Genomic DNA, 24,105 nt, shown 5'->3' with positions numbered 1-24,105 from the left:
ATACCTAATCCCCACATACATTTCATCTATATTTAACATTTAAAAAAACCTGACCGCCATGCGGTCAGGTTCGTCTGTGCATCTTACTCTGCAGCTGCTTCTGCCTTTTGGCTTGCAAGCCAATCAGCCAGCTGATCGAGTTGTTCTTCGGTTACTCCAGCACCAAGAGCTATGTCTTTCATAGCCGGCATGCCGCCTTGGCCATTTTCAATAATAGCCATGATCTCTTCTTTTGTGTGGGTATCCCCGACACCGCGAAGCGACGGACCGGATGCCCCTTTCAAATCTGCAGCATGACAAGAGATACAGGTAGCTGTCTTAAAGGTTTCCATCGCGGGATTATCCTTATCAACGATCGCTACAATGCTGTCTTCTGGCTGCTTCGCATTTGAGGTCGGAAGACCGGCTGCACGTTTCTCGTGAGCTTCTTCTTCACGCTGAATATGCTCAGGCTTCTGTCCAGTAGCTTCCAGCTCATGCACATAGTGCGTCCAGGCTGCGTTCGTCAGATAGATGACTGCAAATAACGACAGAATCATAAGGGCCGAAGTAATAGGCCGCTTGTAGAACCGCCGCTCTTTCCCCGTATCAAGGAAAGGAACAAGGAGCAATGCGCCGAAGGCAACACCCGAAACACCAATCGTACCCAGTACTACATAATCACCGGAAGCGTATGGAAGCTTCAGGTATTCATACAGGAACAGGAAGTACCAGTCCGGCATCGGGATTACTGAAGCTCCCGGATCCGCCGGATAACCGAGCGGAGCCGGCTCCGAGATGGTCAGCACAAGGAAACCGACCAGTACAACTACACCAACCATCCATTCCTTCAACAAGAAGTTAGGAATGAACGCTTCTGATTTGCCGGGATAAGCGGTGTAATCCGGCGGCGTAACCCAACCGCTGCCTTTTTTCACACGTGAATCGCCGACATAAACTACTTTCTCATCAGATTTATGACCATGTGCCATAAATATGCGCCTCCCTTCTTCTTATAGTGGACCGGAAATACCTTGTCTGCGGATCATGATAAAGTGTCCTACCAGTAGAGCAAGAAGGACAGCCGGAAGGAAGAATACGTGAATCGCGAAGAAACGCGTCAACGTTTCGGCGCCTACGATCGTACCGCCTTGCAGCAATTCTTTAATGATAGGTCCAAGCCAAGGTACGGAGTTCGCAATCTCCAATGTAACTTTTGTAGCGAAGTAAGCTTTGTTATCCCATGGCAGCAGGTAACCTGTCAAACCAAGACCGAGCATAACAAAGAAAATGAGCATACCAACAACCCAGTTCATTTCACGCGGCGCTTTGTAAGAGCCGGTAAAGAACACGCGCATCGTATGCAAGAACATCATCACGATTACCAAGCTTGCGCCCCAGTGGTGCATACCGCGGACAATCTGTCCGAAAGCAACCTGCGTTTGCAGGTACTCAACACTGTTGTAAGCGTTTATGATATCCGGTACATAATACATCGTCAGGAACATCCCCGACAGAATCTGGATGACTGTGATAAAAAACGTCAAGCCGCCGAAACAGTACACAAACGCGGAGAAATGATGCGCCGGGTTTACGTGTTCCGGTACCTCGTGGTCTGCAACGTCTCTCCAAATCGGCGTGATATCGAGACGTTCATCAATCCAGTTGTAGACATTCTTCAACATCTGAATCTACGCCTCCTATTTAACTACGGTATTTGGCACGATGGCGCCGAGGTAAATCCAGCCGTTCTCGATTTTCGTCTCGTACTGGTCAAGCGGCTTCGGCGCTACTGCCAGGTTCTTACCGTCCGGTGTATAACGCGCACCGTGGCAAGGGCAGTGGTATTCATCAGGGAAATTTTTGTTGTTATTCCATCCAACAAGGCATCCCAAATGCTTACAGATCGGTGAAAGCGCTACAATTTCACCCTGATCGTTCTTACGAATCCACGCCGTCAAAGTAGCTGTACTGTTGTACCAGCCGTCCTGCTGTTTGAGCTCGAAATGGAATTCCTGTGGATCGTTGGTAATTTTGCTCTCTTCCGCGACCTTTACAAAAGACCCTTCTTCTTTATTTTGAAGAATCGGATCAACGGCAAAGCGAAGCATTGGCAAAACTACTCCAGCAGCCATATAAGCTGTGGCACCGCCCAACGTGTATGTAAGAAATTGTCTGCGGGACATCTCTTTCTGTCGGGGTGGATTGTGCGATTCTTCATGCTCGTCATTGTGGTTGCTGCTCATTCTGTGTTCAACCCCCTTTGTCAACCGTTCTTAAGTGTCATCAATGATTAAAATCACACGACTTACTAGGACATACTAATAATATCTTAGGCTCCCAAGACCGTCAAGAATTTGAACCCCAAATTTGGGTTCGCTTCCAATAGCCCTTTCATAAATTGTTGGTTTTTTGTCACATTTAGACTCAGCTTTCCTGCTGCCACATTTCACTGATTTGCCCGGCAACGATGGCTGACAGTGGGATGCCTTCGCTGCCTTCCAACCTGCGCCGGGACAGGACCAGCGTGCTATCAGGCACATCCTCTTTGGAGAGCTCAACATCCGCAGTCATAATAACAACAAATTTAAACCCGCTGGATTTGACATTGTGACAAACTTCATTTAGAAGCTTTATATCTTCAGTATTTCCATATTGTACAGCAGGATATGTAACCAATCTTCCCTTAAACGGAATTTCAGCCAAATCCATAAAATCCCGCAGCCGTTCAAGCGCAGCTGTCGCCTCCCACGGCGTTTCCATACCCGATAATCCGGTAAACGGAATCAGGCAGGTATCAAAAAAAGGTTTAAGTTCCGGCCAAGTCTGCTCGTCCACTTCACTAAATTTCATGCAAGGTACATCCTTTCTGCTCACTCATCATCATTTCGTTATCATTATACGAGTGCAAGGGCGGGTAAAGCAAAAAAAAGAAGAAATGCGCTAAAGCATTTCTTCAATTCAAAGTCCTCAGTTCATCCGTCAGGTTTCGGAAAGCCACTTCGTCGCCGGAAGCCAGCGCTTCGTCAATTTCTTTATACAGCTCTTCACTCCGATGCTTGCGCAATGCTTCGTCCCACACCATTTCGGCCGCCAGACCTAACATAACCTCGTAAGTAACCTTCATCTTATCCATTAGGATGCACCTCCAAACTAAATTTGCGTATACCTTATATTCTTTCCCTTTAAATGCTTCTACTTCCAAAACTTTTTGCGGCTGCTGCGAATGTAACCAAACAACCTAGAGAATCAAATCATTCGAATCGCTGATATGTAAGCCGGCTTCCGCGGCCTTCAAGCCAAGCGCCGTCATTTTGTACGTAGTCCCCATAGTCTGACTCTCTCCTATTCTGAGCATCCCCAAATGCATCAGCATGCGGATAATCCGCTGCTCCAAAATATTTTGTGGACTGTCATAATAGAAAGGACGGATTAGCCAGCCCAGCGATTCGTAAAGAGAGGCTGCGGTGACCCAATCTCTTGCGCATTGACTGATCCAGTATACAAGAGAATTGATATTGGGAATTGCGCCTTTATAAAGTCTTAACCAAAAGCGGAATATCTGTATCACGCTAACTTGATTTCCTTCTTCCATAAGCGCAGTTCCGCTTTCAGTCAGGATCAACCGGGCGTTGTTTTCCCTGATCCATTTTTTAGCGTAAGCATAATCGTACAGCAGCGCAAAGCGATTGGGATATTCAATGCACGAGCGTCCATACCCGAACCTCCACGCTCCCTTGGTAATCAATGGCTCGGAAATATGCAGTGTACTCATGAGCTGCTGCTGATTTCGCCTATACATGAATCCTTCCTGATTCAACTCGATATCATGTCTGCCGACGTATTTAAGAATCAGCATGAGATCCTCTGCGGCGAGCCCCTGCTCATCCCGGTACACTTCCGGGTCATCACTTAATCGCTCCAGATTTTGATGAAGCCGTTCACGCAGCACGTCACGAAACCGCTCCTTCATATCCGAAGGCACTTGAAACAAGTACTTGGTGGAATGGGTAAAGCCGTTAAACAACCAGCCGCTTCGGCGATAACGTGCGACCGCCTCACGCGGACTTTCCGTTTTGGCGGCGGCAGCTTTCTTGTTTGAAGAAGCTTGTTCCTCTTTCTCCTCCAATTCCGCCGAATGACGGATCGCAGCCGTCAATTCTTCCAGGCTATAGCCTGTTCGGGTGTCAAATGCCAGGTTGTTCAGAAAACGCAAATCGCTTGGTGACAAGCTGCTGACCTGCTCCTCGAAAAACTCTCTGCGTCCGAGCTTGGACAGAATACTCTGGATCAGTTCATGCTTTGAATTCCGCTTAGCGTCACAATCATAGTGATTCGCTATATTGCTAAGCTGTCCAATATCGGCATATGTGAGCATATCCGCTAGATTCATCTTCCATCGCCTCGCCGTTTTACAACCATTATGGGAAGGTTTTGGACATTTGATACCTGATACACTTCGGTTTAACGAAATATTTTTTATTTTTTTTGTATATAGAAATGACTATGCTCTCTTATTAAATGATAGAATACTTACTGATTGCTGCAGAGATTTCGCTTATGATGAATTACATCTAAATAAAATGAAAAAACCGCTTTATATGAAGGAAATGATTGAATCACTACAGGAGGATAGGATCATGAGAACCCCAGAACATGAAATATAACTAGGTGCGAATCGAATCCGTGGACCTCCATCAAGAGCTTTTCAACAATGAAACAACACTCTTAATAAAAGCTTGGAGGTTATGTGAAATGATAAAAGATACAGCGTTTATGGCCTTAATTCAAGATATCGATCAACATTTTTCAGGATGGGACTTCTCGCGAATTACAGCATCAGGCCGCATGCAGTCCCATGCCCTCCCCTGGTCTTTAGGCAGCATGGTCATTCCGTTCATGCGAGATGCCGCTACGATGCTGGATATGGGGACAGGCGGAGGAGAGTTCCTATCCTCCCTTCATCCACTGCCGAAAACGGTTTATGCCACTGAAGGGTATAAACCAAACGTACCGATTGCACGACAAAAACTTGAGCCGCTTGGCGTAAAGGTCGTCTATTTTGAAGAGGATTCCTCGCTGCCTTTGAAGGATCATTTTTTTGATCTGATCATCAATCAGCACGAGTCCTATTCCGCAGCGGAAATCCAAAGAATTCTTAACGATCAGGGCGTGTTCATAACCCAGCAATCTGGGGGAACCGACTGTTATGGAATCAACGAATGGTTTGGCGTTCCGTTAAATGAAGAGTTCGCGCATTGGGATCTGGCAACCGCTGTCCAAGAACTGCAGGATCACCGTTTCAACGTCACCTTCAGCCGGGAAGCCTTTTCACCGCAACGGTTTTATGACATCGGTGCACTGGTCTATTACCTGCAAGCGATTCCCTGGCAGATTCCCGATTTCACGATGGAACGGTACCTTGAGCCTTTATATCAGATTCATCAGGAAATCCGGACCAAGGGCTATTTCGAGGTGCAGCAGCATCGGTTTATTTTAATAGCGCAAGCGTAAAACTTCATCCTAATACCAAAAAAGAGCCTTCCCGCGGGGAAGGCTCTTACTTCATTAATGAATCTCCATGTTACGACTGTTTTGTCAACAGATGCTTGGTACAGTTAAACAGCAGGGGCGACCAGTCATCATCTTTTCTCTCCAGGACGGTGAGCGACAAATTGCCGATCCGCTCGCTTAGAACGCCGCGGCACACCAGCTTGTAGAGCTGCGCTAAAAAACCACCGTGGCTGACAACCAGAATATTAGCGTTTGGGTGTTTATGCCACATATCATCCAAAAAGACAAGACCCCTGGATTGAAGCTCCAGATCCGTCTCCTGTCCCAAATCGAGCAGGTGCCAATCGGCACCGAACCGGGATTCACGTTCTTCCGCTGTCAGACCTTCCACCTGACCGTACTTGCGCTCGCGCAAACGGTCATCGGGCGGCATCAATGGAATGTTCAGCATGGACGAGATGATCCTAGCGGTTTCTTCAGCACGGGAAAGTCCGCTGCTAACGGCAAAGTCCCACCGGTATGGCTCCTGCAGTAGTCGATCCCCAAGCAAACGGGCTTGACGACGACCTTCCTCATTCAGTGGAATGTCCGTTTGACCTTGGATTTTGCCTAACGCATTCCAATCCGTTAAACCATGACGAACCAAGCCGATTTGCATGCCGCATCTCCTCCATCCTAACCTCTTTTTTATCTTCTGACTCGATTTAATTTTTTCAGGAAAAACATGGCGAATCCAATGCCCAATAGGGATAGTATCATCCAATATTCTGGCTGGGTCGGGCTCATATCAACCACAAAAGGATCAATAATGCCGCTGTTGGTTTTCGGAATCTTGTAATCGTCCTGAGAGTTCATGGTTTGGGCCGTATCAGCCACCCCCGTAGGAATGATCCCTGTCGTTACCGCTTCCGGAACTGGCTCCGGCTGATTGCCGGTTGCTGCAAAATAAACGAAGCTGCATACAAACAGAGCCAAAAAACCGGCAATCATAAGTGTCAGCCGCTTGCGGAACACTCGGCTTACCGCCCGACTCTTAGACGTTTCCTCCACCAGCCATGGGAAATCCCGATAGATGCGGTCCATCACGTTGCGGTTGATCTGTTCAGCGTCCATGTCGGGGATCTCATGTTCCAGAACGTGAACCATGTTCTGGCTTTCCACCCACATTTCGTACTCCGCTGCACACGAGCTGCAGGTTTGAACATGTGCTATCAGCCGTTGTCGCCGCAGATCATTGTCCGGCAAATCCCAGACAGTTTCCATCAGCTCTTGGGCTTCATCGCAAGTCATCTGTTCTTCATCCCTCTCAGATCCTCAATAACCGGCTCATAAAAATAGGGTTCGAGCTGAATTTTGACACTGCCGCGAGCTCTGAACAACAATGACTTAACCGAACTGACGCTTTGACCTAAAATATCCGCGATTTCCTGATAATCCAGTTGATCATATTCCCGCAGAATCAGCGCCGATCTCTGTTTCTCCGGCAAATTATTAATTGCTTCCCTTACCATATGTACTCGTTCACTGCGTAGGATTGCCTGCTCCGGAGCAACCTCCAGCGGAGCCACAGGCACGACCCCGCTCTCCTCCAGCGGCAATGTGCCGCTCCGATGCTTGCGCAGTTCGCTGAGAACGGTGTTGCGGGCTATGGTATAGAGCCAGGTCGAGAAGGATGCATCCACTTCCCGGAATGAGTGCAAACTCCGGAATGCCTTATAAAATGTTTCCGAGCATAAATCTTCAGCCATAAGCTCCATGTGCGAACTTTTTAACATATGATAGACAAATGCTAATATTTTTCTCTGATAACGCCGCATTAATTCGGAATAAAGTTCGGTATTGCCTTGCTTAATTTCTTGGATTAGTTGGGAATCCGTCATATGATTTTTCGTTCCTCCTTCACCATCCGGTGCCTCTTCCCTGTCCATTACATCTCCCTCCGGATGCAATGTTCAAGGATTTGTGCAAAAGTACCGTCAAACCATATATAGTTACGCCACAAGATGTCTGACTATTCTATGTATTTGGCAATTTCCCCAAATCTTCTACACTAGCACTCTAGCATTATAGCACATATTGGAGAAAAGTTCAGGTTTGTGGCAGCAGCTTTGCCACGGATAGGAAAAAAGACAAAAAAAATCCGCCTTCAACATTGAAGGCGGTTGCACACAGTGCAATATTTTGGATAGGAGTGGAGAGAAACCATACTGTACTTTTATTATATGTATACGTTTTCATTTTGTCAACACTGAAAACGCATTTATTTCCGGTTGTTTAAAAACAACCGGAAAATTACTGGTACACCGAGTGTCCTTGCGACAGCAGAAGCTCTTTCGCCCGCTCCTGTTCGATTTCATTGCGGAAGGAAAGCCTCATCACACCAGGCACATCTTCCCGACTCTCGATAATCTGCATGTTGCTGAGGTTGATGCTGTTCGTCCCCAAATCCGTCGCTATGCGGCCAATGATACCCGGATGGTCAGGCACGTCCAGATACAAATCATATTGGGGAACGATCATTCCCTTCCTTCGCTCCGGCAGCACACTGCGGAATTCCCCCGCTCTGCGGAAAGCCTCTTCAATAGCAGCCCCGTCCTTCGACTCCAGCATGTCCATAAATCGCTGGATTCCTTCGTTCCAGTCTCGTAACAGCGGCAGCATGACATTGCGATTATTTAATAGAATGTCCCGCCAAACGACCGGGTCGCTGGACGCGATACGGGTAATATCCCGAAAGCCCCCTGCAGCCAGCGTACGGTACAACGGATTATCGTCATTGTAGGAGCTGATCTGGTTCACCAAGGCCACTGCGATCACATGAGGCAGATGACTGATGGCTCCAACAATCTCATCGTGCAGCCTTGGCTCCACTTTTACAATGTGAGCACGCGTATATGACAGAAGCTCCACAAGGATGTCCAGCTTCTCCTGAGGGACATCATCCGGCGGAGTAAGCACATAATATGCATTCTCGAATAAGACGGTGGAGGCAGCGCCGACACCGGATCTTTCCGAGCCGGCCATCGGATGTCCACCGATAAAATAGGCATCCTTAAGGGCAAGTTGGGATGCGCATTCGGCAATACTTGCTTTGGTACTGCCTACATCCGTAATAATGCATCCGGGTTTAAGCCGCAATTCACTCAGACGTTTTATGTACATCTCGAGACTTCCTACCGGAACGCACAAAAATATGACGTCCGCGTCCTGGGCAGCTTCTTCCACCGAAAGCGTAACCTTATCGACAACGCCCTTGGCGATTACCTGGTCGGCATATTCCTGCGTGTGGGCATAACCGGTAACGGTTATGCCTGGTTTACCTTTGAAGTTTAATGCTAACGAACCGCCGATCAAGCCGACGCCGAAAATAGAAATTTGCATGGTCATGTTCTCTCTCACTCGTTTCAAGCTGCGATTATTGTTATGTTATTAGATCAAGCTGGAGCATTCACTTCTTGGAGCACTTGTTCCAATGCGCCGATGAAAGCCTTGTTTTGTTCTTCAGAGCCAACGGTTACGCGAATATAGTTCGGGTAAACCTCAAAACCCGGACGTACGATGATGCCTTTGCTCAGCAGGGATTTGAACACTTCGGTGCCTGGTCTCTTCACATCCACCATGATGAAGTTCCCGTTCGCAGGAAAATAGGATAATCCAAGACGATCAAACTCCCGCTGCACATAAGTGATTCCCTCAGCATTCAATTGACGGCATTTAGCTACGAATTCCTGATCTTTCAAGGCGGCCTTCGCGGCCACTTGGGCCAGGCGTCCTGTATTAAACGGCTCACGCACTCGGTTAATCAAGGAGATAACCTCAGGTTGCCCGATGCCGTAGCCGATGCGAAGAGCAGCCAGGCCGTATATTTTGGAGAAGGTACGCAGAACGACCAGATTCGGATAACGTTCCATTAACTTGATGCTGGCCGGATACGAAGCGTCCGTTACATATTCATAATAAGCTTCATCAAGCACAACCATCACGTGAGCAGGGATTTCATCCAGGAAAGATACCAGCTCGTTCTCGGAAACGATGGTTCCGGTCGGATTATTCGGATTGCACACCCAAATGATTTTGGTTTTGTCCGTAACGATTTTTGCCATGCCCGGCAGATCATGCTTCCCGTTAACCAGTGGCACCTCAATGCTTGTCGCACCTTCAATATCCGCATTCGTTTTATACACCGAGAAGGTCTGATCGGCCATAATGGTTTCGTCTCCCGGCTCCAGGAACGCACGAATAATGAGGGCGATGATTTCATCGGATCCGCATCCGAAAATAATCTGATTGCGTTCAATACCAAGCTGATCAGCAAGCTCCGCCGTTAAATCGGCCGAACTTCCATCCGGATACAGGCTGAGCGTTGCCAGCTCAGCGGTAATGGCTTCGGTTGCGCGCGGTGAGCAGCCATACGGATTCTCGTTGGAGGCCAGCTTAATGACCACATCCAGGCCTAGTTCTTTTTTGACTTCTTCGATGGGCTTCCCGGGTTGATATACAGGAAGATTAACAATTTGCGCTTTCGGTTTCATTCGATATTCGCCTCACCTTTCATAACTGCTTAAACACAACACTATCCCTTTAATTGTGCCACAAACTCCCTGATTTGCAAAAGTCCCTGCTGTCTTGTCTCTTCCTTCTCAAGGAGGGGAATAGTAGACTCGATCTGACGTACTATGGCACTGCCAACAACGACGCCGTCGCAGATTTTAGAGAATCTGGCAACCTGTTCGCCGGACGAAATGCCAAAACCAATCGCGATGGGCACATTGCTGTACTGCTTCACCGTTTCAAGGAATGACTCCACTCCTGCATAAAAATCGTTGCGCTCGCCTGTCACGCCAAGCGAGGATACGCAATACACAAAGCCGGTCGCTTCCGAAGCGATGCTCGCAATCCGCTCATGGGAAGTAGGTGCCACCAGTGGAATCAGGTGAACGCCCGCAGCATGAGCCCGTTTCCGAACCTCTTCGGATTCTTCCACCGGCAGATCTGGAATAATCAGCCCGCTGATATCATGCCTTACCACTTCTTCGAAGAACACATCCAGTCCGGTCTGCAGAACCGGATTGTAATAGGTGAACAGAATGAACGGCAGCTTACTGCCTCGTTCTCTCGCCAGGCGCGCGGTCTCCATGCAAGTGCGGATGTTCACCTTGCTCTTCAGGGCACGCTCGGAAGCACGCTGGATGACCGGGCCATCGGCGAGGGGATCAGAATAAGGAACGCCGAGTTCGATAATGTCGGCTCCCGCCATTTCAAGCTCATGTATGATATCCAGCGTCGCTTTCACATCCGGATCCCCAACGGTCAGATAAGGAATCAGGGCCGTCTTGTTTTGTTGATTCAACAACGCAAAGGTCTGGTCAATTCGGTTCATTCGGATTTCCCTCCCGTGTAAGCCATGATGGACTCCACGTCCTTGTCACCGCGACCGGACAAATTAATGACGACGATATCGTCCTCAGTCCACGCGGAGGCCATTTTTACGGCTTGCGCCACGGCATGCGCCGATTCCAGCGCAGGAATGATGCCTTCCGTTCGGCATAAGAGCTGCAAGGCATCCAATGCCTCTTGGTCGGTTATAGGCACATACTGCACGCGCTCAATATCTTTTAAGTAGGAATGCTCTGGCCCAACGCCGGGGTAATCCAGACCGGCAGAAATGGAATGCGCCTCCTGAACCTGTCCATACTCATCCTGAAGCAAATAACTCATCGATCCCTGGAATACGCCTTGGGTCCCTTTGGACATGGTGGCCGCATGATAATCGGTATCGATCCCTTTCCCGGCCGCTTCGACACCGATTAGACCGACTTCCTTATCTTCCAGGAACGGGTAGAACATGCCGATCGCGTTGCTTCCTCCCCCGATTGGTGCAAGAATCGCGTTTGGAAGTCTTCCTTCCGTCTCCAGAATCTGCTTGCGGGTCTCGTCACCGATGATCCGCTGGAAGTTCCGGACCATCATCGGATACGGATGCGGACCTACTGCGGAACCAAGCACATAGAAGGTATCCTCAACGTTGCTGACCCAGTAGCGAAGCGCCTCGTTGCCGGCATCCTTCAGCGTTCGGCTTCCCGACGTCACCGGAATCACTTCGGCTCCGAGCATTTTCATGCGGAATACATTCAACTGCTGCCGCTTGGTATCCTCTTCGCCCATGAACACCTTGCATTCGAGACCGAGCAGAGCGGCTACGGTTGCAGTGGCAACTCCATGCTGCCCGGCGCCCGTTTCGGCAATGACCTTGCCTTTGCCCATACGCTTGGCTAGCACGCCTTGAGCAATGGCGTTGTTGATTTTGTGGGCGCCTGTGTGGTTCAAATCCTCCCGCTTCAGATAAATTTTAGCCTTGCCGAGGTGTTTGCTGAGTCGTTCAGCATAATATAAGGGCGTTTCCCGTCCGGAATACTGTTTAAGCAAATAAGCGATCTCCTCTTTGAAGGCAGGATCCTCCGAAAAGCGAATATACTCTTGTTCAAGCTCTATTAAAGCGTTCATGAGCGTTTCCGGCACAAACCGGCCACCAAACACTCCAAAACGTCCATTACGGTCAGGAAGTTGCGTCATTTCCCCTTCACCCTTTCTATGAATGCCATCACTTTGTTTATGTCCTTCACGCCAGGCTCGCTCTCAACGCCGCTGGATACATCCACGCCGTAGGGAGCGTATTGGCCTATTAAATGCGATACATTATCCGAATCCAATCCGCCGGCTACAAACAAGGGGATCCCTTGCCGTTTCGCCCATTGCTGGTAAGGTGGGATGAGATCCCAGGCAAATGTCTTGCCGGAACCTCCACCATACACCGGATCATAGGTATCGATCAGCAATCCGTCGATGCAGCCCGCATACGGATCCAGTGCTGACAGACGTTCCGATTCCGGGCGGTCACTCTCGATCGATATCGCCTTAAAAACGGAAACCGGGAAGCGCTCCTTCACTTCCCGGCAAAATTGCGGCGATTCCTGACCATGCAGCTGCACGATGTCGAGCGCTGCTTCTCGTAGAAGCTCTTCCAGCTCATTCAAATCAGGGTTAACCAAGACGCCGACAGCGGCGGGAATCTTGTTATGATCCCATTCCCGCAATACTTGCATAAGCTGTGCAGCCTGCTGCGGAGATACCTTCCGCCGGCTCTTGGCAAATACGAATCCGATATAATCCACAGGTAAGTTTATCATAGATTTTAGCACTTCAACGCTTTGAAGTCCACATATTTTTAGCGCTGTACTCATCACCCAATATCCCCTTTATTCTACGTCTGCAGCGATCGGCAAGGGTCCCATTAGATCGTTTACCGCGCGGAACACGTCCTGCTGGCGCATGAAATGCTCCCCTACCAGAACACCACGTGCCCCAACATAATGCAAGTAGGAAATATCGGCGGGACCTGATATTCCGCTTTCGCTGATCAAGGTAATTCCCTGCGGTACTTGTGCCGCGATATCGGCTGTTGTCTGCAGCGATGTTTCAAAGGTCCGCAGATTGCGGTTATTTATTCCGATCAGCTGAGCTGTTCCCAGCCCAAGAACCGATTCCAGCTCCTGTCCATCATGGACCTCAATCAGGCTATCCAAGCCAATCGAGCCGGCGATGTCTATAAACTCCGCAATTCGCTCAGGCTCCAGTATGCTCGCTATTAAGAGAACCGCGTCCGCACCTAACAGTCGCGCCTCGTAAATCTGAGTCTCGTCGATAATGAAATCCTTCCGCAGCAAAGGAATGTTGACGGTTGCCCTTACCGCTTTCAAATACTCTCCACTACCCCGAAAATAGTCCTTGTCGGTCAGCACGGAAAGACAGTCGGCATCGGCTGCCTCATATGCTTTGGCGATCATAACCGGATCAAAGTCCGGACGAATTAGCCCTTTGGACGGCGAAGCCTTCTTCACCTCGGCAATTAACCCCATGCTGCGTTTACGCCCCGTCGACAACGCCTTCCCAAAGCCGAGAGTCGGCGGTAAATCCGCTATTTGCCTCTCTGCCTCCGAGATGCTGAATGTATCTCGCAGCTGAGCAACTTCTCTACGTTTCGTTTCTACTATTCGATCAAGATACATAACTCATTTCCCCCGTTCTTGAGATCAGCTGCTCCAGCTTGGACTGAGCCAGCCCTGAATCGATCGCTCCCGCAGCGCGCTGCACACCTTCGGCCAAACTATCCGCAAGCCCAGACACATAGATGCAGGCACCGGCATTGGCAAGCACGATATCCCGATAAGCACTGCGCTCACCGCGCAGCACGGATCCGATGATAGCCGCGTTCTCTTTTGCATCGCCGCCCAGAATATCGCTCATCGGATGAACCGACAGTCCCAGGTCATGCGGATGAATGTCATACGTTCGGACTTCTCCGCCACGAAGCTCGGATACGCGCGTAGGTGCAGAGATGCTAATTTCATCCAAGCCGTCATGGCTGGTTACCACCATGGCCCGCTTTAAACCAAGCTCTTTAAGCACCTGTGCGATGGTTTCCGTTTTGTTCATATCGTATATCCCGAGCATCTGCCGATCTGCGCCGGCCGGGTTTGTCAAAGGCCCCAGCATGTTAAATACGGTTCGAACCCCGAGCTCTTTGCGAGGAGCTGCGGCATATTTCATCGAAGGGTGATAGATCTGGGCAAACAGGAAACAAATTCCGATATCATTCAGACAGGCTGTCGCTTGCTCTGCCGTCAAGTGGATATTCACGCCCAGCGCCTCGAGCACATCGGCGCTGCCCGCCCGTCCCGATGCCGAGCGGTTGCCGTGTTTGGCCACTCTGACCGAAACCGAGGAGGAGATAATGGCGGATACGGTAGAAATGTTAAACTTATGAATCCCGGATCCTCCAGTGCCGCACGTATCCAGCAGCTGGTTTCGCTCGGTAACGACGCGCCCGCCCGCACCACGCATCGCCTCGGCGAAGCCGGTGATCTCTTCGACCGTCTCCCCCTTCATTCTCAAGGCCGTAAGCAGCGCCCCGATTTGGGAATGGGTTGCCTGGCCTTCCATAATGGACTGCATGACCCCGCGCGCTTCCTCCCGGCTCAGATCTTGACCTTGAATCAGCTTCGTAAGGCTGGATTGCATCGTTTCCATGACGTTCATTACGTTCTCCTCCTTCGGTTTAAGGTGTGTATTGGTACAGGTAATCCTGATTAATTAAATCGTTAGCCCCCGTGCTGGACGGAAACATCGCTTCCGCGACGCGGATCGCCTTCAGCATCCCTTTGGCTTTGTTGATGGTTTCTTCATATTCCTTCTCCGGTACCGAATCCCATACGATGCCGGCCCCCGCCTGGACATAAGCTTTGCCCTGACGAAAAATGATCGTACGGATCGTAATGCAGGAATCCATATTGCCGCCGAAGCCGAGATAACCGATGGCGCCCGCATACGCGCCTCTTGCTTCCCGTTCCAGCTCCGCAATAATTTCCATGGCCCTTAGCTTCGGAGCACCGGATACCGTTCCTGCCGGCAAGCAGGACAGAAAAGCATCGAAGAAATCCTTATCCTCTCTCAGCTGACCGGAAACGCTGGATACCATATGCATCACGTGGGAATACTTCTCAATTTCCATGAACGTGTCGCACTTCACTGTGCCGAACTCTGACACGCGGCCCAGATCATTGCGCCCCAGATCCACCAGCATCAAATGCTCGGCTCGTTCCTTCTCGTCCTGCAGCAGATCATCGGCCAGCGCCTGGTCTTCGGCCTCATCGCTGCCTCTAGGTCTGGTACCTGCAATCGGTCTTGTTTCCAATCTTCGTCCATCCACCTTCACCAGGGCTTCCGGGGAGGTTCCTACGATAATGTCGTCGTCCATCTTAAGGTAGTACATATACGGTGAAGGATTTAGCGTTCTCAGCACCCGGTATACGTGAAGCGGCGATACTTCGGTCTCAATATGGAAGCGCTGGGACAATACCACCTGAAAAATATCACCAGCGCGAATGTATTCCTTTGCTTGCTCCACATTGGAGAGGTACTTCTCTTTTGTCATATTGGATTTAATGTCGCCCATATCAACATCCGCCGGAATGCCTTTGGAGTTCACGTTCTCCCGCGGTCCCTGTTCTTGCAGCTGCTCGGCTGCGGCTTCCAAGGTACGGCATACATCCCGATAGCTTTGCCGGATGGTTTCGTCCGAATCCCCCGGCTTCACATGTACGTTGCCAACCAGCATGATCTGCTGCTTCACATGGTCGAAGACAATGACTTGATCGCAAAACATGAACCGGATATCATCCATTCCGAGATCGTCCATCGCATGTGCCGGAAGCTTCTCATAATATTGGAGCAGGTCATATCCAAAAAATCCGATAGCCCCTCCGGTAAAAGGTGGCATCTCCTTCAGCTGCGGGCTGCGGTACGTTCGCAGCAGCGCCTTTAACTCCTCGACAGGCTTTCCTTTCAGCAGGGAACGCTCTCCGTTCCTTTCAATTTCGATCTTTCCTTTTTTACCCGTAATCATTAAGAAGGGGTCTGTTCCAATAAACGAATACCGTGCCCACTGTACTCCGCCCTCAACGCTTTCAAGTAAAAATGCCCGCTTCCGTTCCGCATATCGTTGAAAAATGCGAATCGGGGTTTCCATGTCGGCTAACAGTCTGATCGCTACCGGAATCAGGTTATATTCACCTGCCATAGCCACCACTTGCTCCATTGATGGATTCGCCATGTCAATCCCTCCTTAATTGATGGTATACAACAAAAAAACCTCTACCGAAGTAGAGGTTAACGTTCAGAATAAGTCTATGAAAAAAGAGCGCGGTCAAGGAATTCAGAGCCCATTCAACGACGAACTACAGCGGCTATTGTTCCATTGACGGATACAAGAAATAGGCTTGTAACCAGCCGTGAACATGCTGTACTATTCATCATGAAATCAAGTTCATCCTTAATCCCGATTATGTTATTGCCTAAAATGCCTCAGCTCTTCTCAACTCAACTCATCTGTAAAACCTAACTCTACTCAGCTATTCTGATATCACTATACAGGATGAAGCCCTGTTACTGCAACCCTAAATTTCTACATCAGGCGTTGGAGCCTGATAAATCCGGTCGCAGCCGCTTGGCTTCATTCAAATACACATGCTTAATCTCGCTCTGGCTTTTATCCGTATTGACCTGAATCATAAACCGGATGCAGCGCGGCAGACTGCCTTGAACCGGTATTTCAACCGAACACATCAATGGGACCAGATCCCAGCCTTCCAGCTGGCGTATCGCTTTGGCCGGAAACGTCGCGTCCAGATCCTGTGTCATCGTAATCCATATATTGCTGATATACTCCGGCTGAAGCTCGTTGCGTCTCACCATCTCTTCAAGGAGCCGCAGCGTTTCCTGTACAATCTCCTGCTCATCGTTGCGGGTGACGGTTGTCGCCCCCCGGATTCCCCGATTCATCATGAACTATCCCTCTCCCTTCAACTGTTCAACCACGGATCGAACAGCTTCTACCGGTACATCCTTAACGATGCTGACGGAGCCGATGGATTCCGGTACGATAAATACCATATTTCCCTCGGCAAACTTTTTATCATGCTGCATAGCGTCCATAATTCGCTCAACCGAGACGTCACCCGGCAAGGTTACCGGCAGATTCACCGCCTTGAGCATGCTCACCGTCTCATTGTGCAGATCCGCCGGTCTGCCAAGCTTTTCGGCAAGGCGGGCCGAGCCTGCCATGCCGATGGCAATCGCCTCGCCGTGCAAGAAGCGTCCGTAGCCGCCAACGGCTTCAATGGCATGACCGATGGTATGCCCGAGATTAAGGATGGCACGCAAACCGCCTTCCCGCTCATCCTGGGATACGACGTTCGCCTTGATCGCGCAGCCGCGCTCCAGGCCATATATCAACGTATCAGGATCCAGGCTCAGCAGCTTTTGCCCATTCTCCCGGCACCAATAGGCAAAATCACGGTCCAGGATCAAACCATGCTTCACCATCTCTGCAAGACCAGAAGACACCTCGCGCGGAGGCAATGACATCAACGTGTTCACATCGTAAACCACCATAACGGGTTGATGGAACGCGCCGATCATATTTTTGGCTAACGTATGGTTGACCGCCACTTTGCCGCCAACGCTGCTGTCATGGGCCAGGATGGTGGTCGGGATCTGAACAAACGTCACGCCGCGCATATACGTTGCCGCGACGAATCCGGCCAAATCACCAACAACGCCTCCACCCAGCGCAAATACTGCCGAGCTGCGATCCAGCTTGCCGTTGATTGCTGTAGTCATTACCTCTTCATAGACCTGAAGCGATTTGGAGGATTCACCGGAAGGGACAATATGGGAAATAACCGTGTATCCTTCCGATTTTAACTGCTCCTCCACTTGAGACAAATAATGAGGCGCTACTTTATCATCCGTTACAATCAAATGCGGGCTCTTGCGTGTAATTCCATGCTTCGCGCTCAGCTCACCGATGGTATCCAAAATGCCAGCTCCGATATAAATCGGATAGGAACGCTCTCCCAGCTCTACCTGAAGTGTTCTCATATTAGTAGTTCTCCAGCTGCTTCAGGTAGTTCTGGTAATTCGCATGAATTTCTTCCATCGAATCACCGCCAAACTTCTCAAGGAAAGCCTTCGCTACTTCCCATGTCACAACATGCTCCATGACAACGCTGGCGGCCGGAACCGCACAGGCATCCGAGCGTTCAACCTGAGCCGTGAAAGCTTCCTTTGTATCGATATCCACGCTTTGGAGCGGCTTGTACAGCGTCGGAATCGGCTTCATGACGCCGCGAACGACGATCGGCATGCCGTTGGTCATCCCGCCTTCAAATCCGCCCAGGCGATTGGTTGCACGGTGGTATCCGCGCTCTTCGCTGTACATAATCTCGTCATGTACCTGGGAACCGGGCAATTGGCCCGCTTCAAATCCGATTCCGACCTCAACGCCCTTAAAGGCATTAATCGACATCACGCCCTGTGCGATGCGGCCATCCAGCTTGCGGTCATATTGGACATGGCTGCCCAATCCGACCGGCACGCCTTCGATGATGCATTCCACGATGCCGCCGATGGAGTCGCCTTCTTTTTTGATCTGGTCTATGTAGGCTTCCATTTTCTTCTCGGTCTCTTCGTCCACCACGCGAACCGAGGAGGCTTCCGTACGCTCGATCAGCTCATCGATCGAAAGATTGTGCGGGGGAGCTTCGATCTCGCCAATCCGGATGACCTGGCCTGCCACTTTAACGCCGAATTGTGCCAGGAATTGTCTCGCGATAGCACCTACCGCTACGCGAACTGTGGTTTCACGGGCACTGGAGCGTTCCAGCACGTTACGCAGATCCTTCAAATTGTATTTCAAACCGCCGTTTAAGTCGGCATGTCCCGGTCTTGGACGGTGTACCCGTCTTTTCACCTCGTCGTTGCCCTCAATCGGCTCCACGTTCATAATGTTCTGCCAATGCTTCCAGTCATTATTCTGCACGACCAACGCGATGGGCGCACCGGTTGTATAGCCGTGACGCACACCTCCTAGGATTTGCGCGGTATCCTTCTCGATCTGCATGCGGCGTCCCCGGCCATATCCCTTCTGTCTCCGATGAAGCTGAAAGTTCAATGCTTCGAAATCAAGCTCCAAATTACTTGGAAGTCCTTCGATTATAGTTGTCAGCTGAGGACCGTGCGTTTCCCCGGCAGTTAAAAAGCGTAAGCTCATGATGCTTTTCCCCCTTTAAACTTTTAAGCGTTAAACCGCTAAACTCCGTAAATATCTTCTGCTCATTATAGTATAGGTCTAACGCTTTGACAAGAATGCCTCAAGACAAGCAAAAGCGCCTCTCATCCTTCGGATTGAAAAGCGCTTATGCGTTATGATTAGCTGTCTCTATTGAATTTTACGGTAGAAAAAGGTCTCGTTGCTCTCCAGGCCATATTGTCCCGGATTAAAGATCTGTTCCGTGCTGCCCACAAACAAGAATCCGCCTGGCTTTAGGCTTGAGGCAAACTTCTGGTACAGCTTGTGCTTGGCGCCTTCCGTGAAATAAATCATCACGTTTCGGCAAACAATCAGATCATATCCCGTCTCGAAGCGGTCCGTCAGCAGATTCTGCTTATGAAAGGTTACTTCCTTCTTCAAATGCTCACTGAAGCGATACACCGAACCTTCTTCCTTAAAATAGCGGGCGGCTACATCCGGAGGCACATCCTTCAATGACCTCTCGACATATAGGCCCTCCTTCGCTTTATGTAATGCGCCGTCATCAATATCTGTCGCCGCGATGCGCGCACGGCTCAGCATCTTCTGTTCGGACAGTATCATAGCAAGCGTGTAAGGCTCCTCACCCGTGGAGCAGGCGGCGCTCCATATTTTCAATACCCCGGGATTCTGCTGGGATATCTCCGGCAATATTTTGTCACGGAGAACCTCCCACCGGTTGGGATTGCGCCAAAACTCCGAGACGTTAATTGTCATCCGGTCTAAAAACTCATGAAATAATGGCTTGTCCTTCATCATTGCGTCGTAGAAGGCCGAAAAGGTTTCAAAGCCCTTCTTCAAACGCAGCGTTGTCAGCCTTCGCTTCATCTGCGCCTCTTTATAATCTGCGAGATTGATCCCCGTGCTTCGTTCGATGCTGCGAACAAAGCCGATATAATCCGGATCATCCAGCACAGGTTCATGTTCCGTCATCGTATCATCCTGTTTAATCAGATTATTCCGCTTCCTTAGCTTACAGCCAAGGGGACAGCGTTTTGTTATATTCAACCAATTCCTTCTCTTCAAAGAAATTGGCAATTTCGCGTTGCGCGCTCTCCGGTGAATCCGATCCATGAATCAGATTGTGCGGCGTATGAGCTGAAAAATCCCCTCGGATCGTCCCGGGCAGCGCATCCTTCACATTCGTTTTGCCAATCACTTGGCGGGACAAAGCAATGATGTCGTCCCCTTCCCAAACCATCGCAAACACCGGTCCGGACGTTATAAACCCAACCAGGTTTTCAAAAAAATCTTTGCCTTCATGTTCCGCATAATGGCGCTTGGCCTGCTCGTCTGAAATCTGCAGGAACTTGCCTGCAACCAGCTTGAATCCTTTATCCTCCAAACGGCCGACGATTCGGCCGATCAGCCCACGTTGTACACCATCCGGTTTAATCATTAAAAAAGTACGTTCCATTGGCCTCATCACGCTTCCCCTCATTCTAGGATATTGAACAATCATTCCATGCTCAGGTGATGTTACATGTTTGTACCCGTATTTTAACAGAAAGCAACCTCATGGTTAAGGCTAATATGACCGCTTTGTAATAAAATTTGCGATATCTCTAAGCTGTTTTTTGGTCTTGATGTCAGGCAATGTATCCAATGCGGCCAATGCTTTACGGATATACCGATCAGCGAGCGCCTCAGATCTCGATATACCATCGCTTGAGGTTACAAGCTTCACGGCGTCAGTCACATCACACTGGCCATTCAGTGCATGAATCCGATCCAGCTCTTGCAGCAGCGACTCCCTCCGTTTGCTATCTTCGAGAGCAAATATAACGGGCAGCGTAATATTCCCCTGCCTCATATCGCTCCCCGGCGGTTTGCCAATCTGCTTCTCCGTCCCGCACAGATCCAGAAGATCATCCTGAATCTGAAAGGCCATGCCGACGTTATATCCGAATCGATACAGGCTGTTTGCGACCTTGCGGTCCGCATCCGCAGCCAGTGCTCCGAGCTGGCAGCTGACGGCAATCAAGAGCGACGTTTTGCGGCGAATACGCAGAAGGTACCTTCTGACGTCCTGATCGGTATTAAAGAAATCACGAATCTGCTCCATTTCCCCGATGGACATCTCGACCATGGCCTTGGCGAGAATTTGATGAATCTCTGGCTGCTTCAGTTGGGTCGTCAACTCCAGCGCCTTGCCGTATATATAGTCGCCGGTATACATGGCAATCCGGTTGTCCCACTTCGCCTTTACCGTTGGCTTACCTCGCCGCGTGTCCGCATCATCGATCACGTCATCATGAACGAGCGATGCACTGTGAATCATCTCGAGCGGGACGGCCACATGCTTCAGCTTGTCAATGTCATAGTCGCCGAACTTACCGCCCATCAGCACAAAAACAGGACGGAGTCGCTTGCCTCCTGCTCTAAGCAGATGCAAGGAAGTCTCGGTTAGCTCGGGGCTGTCGCCTTCGACGCTGAGATAGAGTTCCTTCTCAATAACGTCCATATCTTTTTTTAAGGTTCCGAATATGTCAAATCGTTTCATCTTTTCACCCGTATGCTTAGATTCTCATTCCATCACTCCGGCACTACCTTGCGATCTTAGCAGGCCTAGCTCACCTACGAACTTGAAATATAAGCGTAACCCTTCTTTGTTGTCGTTCGTCCAAATCGTAGCACAGGTTCGTTAAGTCGTCATAACAACAGCGCTAGCTCCTTGGATGCGGCCCGGCCTGCTATTCTCCCCATCTCGTATACAATTGATGATCAATGCGCAAGCTGTCCAATACCTTGCCGACCAGAAAATTCACGATATCATCAATGGTCTTCGGTCCGTAATAGAACGCGGGCATCGCGGGAATGATTTTGACGCCAAGTTTGGCCAGCGCCAGCATGTTCTCCAGGTGAATCGCATGCAGAGGCGTTTCTCTCGGGACAAGCACCAGGGGACGGCCCTCCTTCATCATGACATCGGCGGCGCGGCCCATCAGGTTGTCCGAAGATCCGTGCGCCACCGAGGATAACGTGCCCATCGAGCATGGCATGATGATCATGCCTTCCACCAGGTAAGAGCCGCTGGCTATCGTTGCCCCGATGTCGGAGATCGGATGGTAGATGACACTCCCCTCATATCCGCCGAATTTCTCGGCCAGCACTTCTTCGCGGTTGCCTGCCTGAAAGCCCATTTCCTCCTTCAGAACACGCCATCCCGCATTGGAAATGATCAACTGCACATCATAGCCCAGCGAGAGCAGGCTCTCCGTAAGGCGAACTCCGTATATGCTGCCGCTGGCTCCCGTTATCCCGACAACCCAGCTTTTTCTGCGCAAGGATTTCATCAGATATACCGCACCACCAAATCAATCAGAGTGAATACAAACAGAATGATGCTCAGTGTACTGTTCATCGTAAAAAAGGCGGTTTGCAGACGGCTCATATCGTTTGGCGACAAGATGTAATGCTGATAGAACAAAATTCCGCAGGCGATGACCATGCCGATCAGATACCACCAGCCAACCGGTGTGACAAAGAAAAGAATGATAAAGCCGATAGCCGTTACTACGTGAAAACCGCGTGCGAACCACAACGCTTTATGCAAACCGAACCGGGAAGGAATCGAGTACAGCTTTTCTTTTGCATCAAACTTCTCATCCTGGCACGCGTAAACAATATCAAATCCCGCCGTCCAGAACGCAAGCGCGATATAGAATACAATGGCCTTCCAGTCGATTTGACCGGTTACCGCAACCCATCCGCCAAGCGGAGCAAGCGCCGTTGTAAGCCCGAGCACCAGATGGCAAAGCCAAGTAAACCGTTTGGTATATGAATAAATAATAAGCATAAAAATAGCGATAGGCAGCAAACGGAATGCAAACGGATCCAGCATGTAAGTGGCCCAGAAAAACACCGCGAAAGACAGAATAATGAATAAGATAACTTCCAGCGGTTTTAGCAGGCCTGCCGGAATGGCGCGACTTGCGGTGCGGGGGTTCTTGGCATCGATATGCTGATCCGTGAGCCGATTCAATCCGAACGCAGCGCTGCGTGCACCGAACATGGCAAGAAAGATCCATCCGATATCTCCCCAGGATGGTAGCTGGTCAAACACGACGGCCGATCCTAGAATCGCCCCCATAAAAGCGAAAGGCAGAGCAAACAGTGTATGCTCCACTTTAATCATTTCAAGATAAGTTCCTATTTTCTTAAACATCCAGATTCTCCTTGATCCCAATATGTAAGGCTGCTATGCCACCAGTCAAGGGATAGGCCTGAACCTGTTGAAGTCCGGTCTGACGGAAAGCTTCGGCAAGCTCCTCTCGTCCTGGGAACAACGCCAGCGATTCCGGCAGCCACTTATACTGCTCGTAACGCTTGGCTACCAGTTTCCCCATCCGAGGCAGCACTTGTTGAAAGTAGAAATAATAAATGCCTTTGAACGGCTGCCAAGTCGGCTTGGACAGTTCCAAACATACAACCATCCCGCCAGGCTTAACCACGCGTTTCATCTCATGCAGAACCTGCATGTAATCCGGTACATTGCGAAGACCGAAACCGATCGTCGCGTAGTCGAACTGATTGTCTTCGAACGGCAGGCTCATGGCGTTTCCCTGAACCAGCTCCACCTGTTGGTCCAGCCCATGTTTGGCAACCTTGCCCCGGCCGACATTCAGCATCCCCTCACTGAAATCGAGTCCAACTATGTGTCCGGATTCACTTGCCTGTGCCATACTAATCGTCCAGTCGCAAGTACCGCAGCATAGATCGATGGCCGTATCGCCATGGCGCATGTTCATCTTCTTCATCGTAAACTTGCGCCAAGCTTTATGTCTTCGAAAGCTGAGAATATCATTCATCATATCATATTTTCCCGAAATGCTTTCAAAGACGGAATGGACGTATTGCTCTTTTGGATTTTTGCCGTCATGCTTACTCATGTCTAACTTGGT

The 24,105-nt window shown here is 50.0% G+C and carries 27 protein-coding genes; 1 reads left to right on the top strand and 26 read right to left on the bottom strand.

Going from position 1 to position 24,105, the window contains the following annotated elements:
• Positions 1 to 83: 83 nt before the first annotated feature.
• From MKY82_RS11845 to MKY82_RS11820, 6 genes are all read right to left on the bottom strand, one after another.
• Entirely contained in the window at positions 84 to 971 is an 888-nt protein-coding gene (locus MKY82_RS11845; protein ID WP_194541951.1) for a menaquinol-cytochrome c reductase cytochrome b/c subunit, read from the bottom strand.
• Between the two features lie 21 nt (positions 972 to 992).
• The gene (locus MKY82_RS11840; protein ID WP_006209500.1) at positions 993 to 1,664 is read right to left on the bottom strand and encodes a cytochrome b6; all 672 of its coding nucleotides are present in this window, start codon (positions 1,662 to 1,664) and stop codon (positions 993 to 995) included.
• Between the two features lie 15 nt (positions 1,665 to 1,679).
• Positions 1,680 to 2,225, bottom strand: a complete 546-nt coding sequence (locus MKY82_RS11835; protein WP_015734548.1) for a ubiquinol-cytochrome c reductase iron-sulfur subunit — start codon at positions 2,223 to 2,225, stop codon at positions 1,680 to 1,682.
• Between the two features lie 181 nt (positions 2,226 to 2,406).
• Positions 2,407 to 2,832 carry a DUF2487 family protein gene (locus MKY82_RS11830; RefSeq protein WP_220685833.1) on the bottom strand — a complete coding sequence of 142 codons (426 nt, stop codon included), beginning with the start codon at positions 2,830 to 2,832 and terminating at the stop codon, positions 2,407 to 2,409.
• Between the two features lie 103 nt (positions 2,833 to 2,935).
• Complete coding sequence (locus tag MKY82_RS11825) at positions 2,936 to 3,115, bottom strand: IDEAL domain-containing protein (RefSeq protein WP_006209497.1); 180 nt, start codon at positions 3,113 to 3,115, stop codon at positions 2,936 to 2,938.
• A 105-nt stretch (positions 3,116 to 3,220) separates the two neighbouring features.
• Positions 3,221 to 4,372 carry a hypothetical protein gene (locus tag MKY82_RS11820; protein WP_339296125.1) on the bottom strand — a complete coding sequence of 384 codons (1,152 nt, stop codon included), beginning with the start codon at positions 4,370 to 4,372 and terminating at the stop codon, positions 3,221 to 3,223.
• Positions 4,373 to 4,734: 362 nt separating this feature from the next.
• Here MKY82_RS11820 and MKY82_RS11815 point away from each other — a divergent pair, with 362 nt between their 5' ends.
• Entirely contained in the window at positions 4,735 to 5,493 is a 759-nt protein-coding gene (locus MKY82_RS11815; RefSeq protein ID WP_339296124.1) for a class I SAM-dependent methyltransferase, read from the top strand.
• A 70-nt stretch (positions 5,494 to 5,563) separates the two neighbouring features.
• Here MKY82_RS11815 and MKY82_RS11810 read toward each other — a convergent pair whose 3' ends face one another.
• From MKY82_RS11810 to MKY82_RS11715, 20 genes are all read right to left on the bottom strand, one after another.
• The gene (locus MKY82_RS11810) at positions 5,564 to 6,151 is read right to left on the bottom strand and encodes a histidine phosphatase family protein (protein WP_339296123.1); all 588 of its coding nucleotides are present in this window, start codon (positions 6,149 to 6,151) and stop codon (positions 5,564 to 5,566) included.
• Between the two features lie 29 nt (positions 6,152 to 6,180).
• Entirely contained in the window at positions 6,181 to 6,783 is a 603-nt protein-coding gene (locus tag MKY82_RS11805; protein ID WP_339296122.1) for an anti-sigma factor, read from the bottom strand.
• Positions 6,780 to 7,373: a sigma-70 family RNA polymerase sigma factor gene (locus MKY82_RS11800; RefSeq protein WP_194545129.1), complete on the bottom strand. Its 594-nt coding sequence runs from the start codon at positions 7,371 to 7,373 to the stop codon at positions 6,780 to 6,782. The genes MKY82_RS11805 and MKY82_RS11800 overlap by 4 nt, the downstream gene beginning before the upstream one ends.
• Positions 7,374 to 7,785: 412 nt before the next feature.
• On the bottom strand, positions 7,786 to 8,880 hold the full coding sequence (locus MKY82_RS11795; protein WP_194541945.1) for a prephenate dehydrogenase: 1,095 nt from the start codon (positions 8,878 to 8,880) through the stop codon (positions 7,786 to 7,788).
• Between the two features lie 47 nt (positions 8,881 to 8,927).
• Positions 8,928 to 10,025: a histidinol-phosphate transaminase gene (gene hisC / locus MKY82_RS11790; protein WP_194541944.1), complete on the bottom strand. Its 1,098-nt coding sequence runs from the start codon at positions 10,023 to 10,025 to the stop codon at positions 8,928 to 8,930.
• Positions 10,026 to 10,066: 41 nt separating this feature from the next.
• Entirely contained in the window at positions 10,067 to 10,873 is an 807-nt protein-coding gene (trpA, locus tag MKY82_RS11785; protein WP_194541943.1) for a tryptophan synthase subunit alpha, read from the bottom strand.
• Positions 10,870 to 12,066 carry a tryptophan synthase subunit beta gene (gene trpB, locus MKY82_RS11780; protein ID WP_071218400.1) on the bottom strand — a complete coding sequence of 399 codons (1,197 nt, stop codon included), beginning with the start codon at positions 12,064 to 12,066 and terminating at the stop codon, positions 10,870 to 10,872. The genes trpA and trpB overlap by 4 nt, the downstream gene beginning before the upstream one ends.
• On the bottom strand, positions 12,063 to 12,737 hold the full coding sequence (locus MKY82_RS11775; protein WP_220685879.1) for a phosphoribosylanthranilate isomerase: 675 nt from the start codon (positions 12,735 to 12,737) through the stop codon (positions 12,063 to 12,065). The genes trpB and MKY82_RS11775 overlap by 4 nt, the downstream gene beginning before the upstream one ends.
• A gap of 12 nt (positions 12,738 to 12,749) precedes the next feature.
• The gene (gene trpC, locus MKY82_RS11770) at positions 12,750 to 13,559 is read right to left on the bottom strand and encodes an indole-3-glycerol phosphate synthase TrpC (RefSeq protein ID WP_220685880.1); all 810 of its coding nucleotides are present in this window, start codon (positions 13,557 to 13,559) and stop codon (positions 12,750 to 12,752) included.
• Positions 13,549 to 14,589 carry an anthranilate phosphoribosyltransferase gene (trpD, locus tag MKY82_RS11765; protein ID WP_100536321.1) on the bottom strand — a complete coding sequence of 347 codons (1,041 nt, stop codon included), beginning with the start codon at positions 14,587 to 14,589 and terminating at the stop codon, positions 13,549 to 13,551. Before trpD ends, trpC begins: the two co-directional genes overlap by 11 nt.
• Positions 14,590 to 14,608: 19 nt before the next feature.
• On the bottom strand, positions 14,609 to 16,162 hold the full coding sequence (gene trpE, locus MKY82_RS11760; RefSeq protein WP_220685881.1) for an anthranilate synthase component I: 1,554 nt from the start codon (positions 16,160 to 16,162) through the stop codon (positions 14,609 to 14,611).
• Between the two features lie 356 nt (positions 16,163 to 16,518).
• Entirely contained in the window at positions 16,519 to 16,893 is a 375-nt protein-coding gene (gene aroH / locus MKY82_RS11755) for a chorismate mutase (protein ID WP_194541938.1), read from the bottom strand.
• Between the two features lie 3 nt (positions 16,894 to 16,896).
• Positions 16,897 to 17,991 carry a 3-dehydroquinate synthase gene (gene aroB / locus MKY82_RS11750; protein ID WP_339296121.1) on the bottom strand — a complete coding sequence of 365 codons (1,095 nt, stop codon included), beginning with the start codon at positions 17,989 to 17,991 and terminating at the stop codon, positions 16,897 to 16,899.
• Between the two features lies 1 nt (position 17,992).
• Complete coding sequence (gene aroC, locus MKY82_RS11745; RefSeq protein WP_194541936.1) at positions 17,993 to 19,162, bottom strand: chorismate synthase; 1,170 nt, start codon at positions 19,160 to 19,162, stop codon at positions 17,993 to 17,995.
• A 168-nt stretch (positions 19,163 to 19,330) separates the two neighbouring features.
• The gene (locus MKY82_RS11740) at positions 19,331 to 20,134 is read right to left on the bottom strand and encodes a protein-glutamate O-methyltransferase CheR (protein WP_071218407.1); all 804 of its coding nucleotides are present in this window, start codon (positions 20,132 to 20,134) and stop codon (positions 19,331 to 19,333) included.
• Positions 20,135 to 20,174: 40 nt separating this feature from the next.
• Entirely contained in the window at positions 20,175 to 20,618 is a 444-nt protein-coding gene (ndk, locus tag MKY82_RS11735; RefSeq protein ID WP_098743022.1) for a nucleoside-diphosphate kinase, read from the bottom strand.
• A 111-nt stretch (positions 20,619 to 20,729) separates the two neighbouring features.
• Positions 20,730 to 21,704, bottom strand: coding sequence for a polyprenyl synthetase family protein (locus MKY82_RS11730; protein WP_194541934.1), 975 nt, complete (start codon positions 21,702 to 21,704; stop codon positions 20,730 to 20,732).
• A 190-nt stretch (positions 21,705 to 21,894) separates the two neighbouring features.
• Positions 21,895 to 22,497: a flavin prenyltransferase UbiX gene (locus tag MKY82_RS11725; protein WP_194541933.1), complete on the bottom strand. Its 603-nt coding sequence runs from the start codon at positions 22,495 to 22,497 to the stop codon at positions 21,895 to 21,897.
• Positions 22,497 to 23,369: a UbiA-like polyprenyltransferase gene (locus MKY82_RS11720; RefSeq protein ID WP_194541932.1), complete on the bottom strand. Its 873-nt coding sequence runs from the start codon at positions 23,367 to 23,369 to the stop codon at positions 22,497 to 22,499. Before MKY82_RS11720 ends, MKY82_RS11725 begins: the two co-directional genes overlap by 1 nt.
• The gene (locus MKY82_RS11715) at positions 23,362 to 24,093 is read right to left on the bottom strand and encodes a demethylmenaquinone methyltransferase (RefSeq protein WP_194541931.1); all 732 of its coding nucleotides are present in this window, start codon (positions 24,091 to 24,093) and stop codon (positions 23,362 to 23,364) included. The genes MKY82_RS11720 and MKY82_RS11715 overlap by 8 nt, the downstream gene beginning before the upstream one ends.
• Between the last annotated feature and the right edge of the window lie 12 nt (positions 24,094 to 24,105).

This window comes from Paenibacillus sp. FSL W7-1279, assembly GCF_037969845.1.
Lineage (GTDB): Bacteria > Bacillota > Bacilli > Paenibacillales > Paenibacillaceae > Paenibacillus_AQ.
Note: the sequence above shows the minus strand (reverse complement) of the source record. Positions and strands in the feature narration are given on the sequence as shown.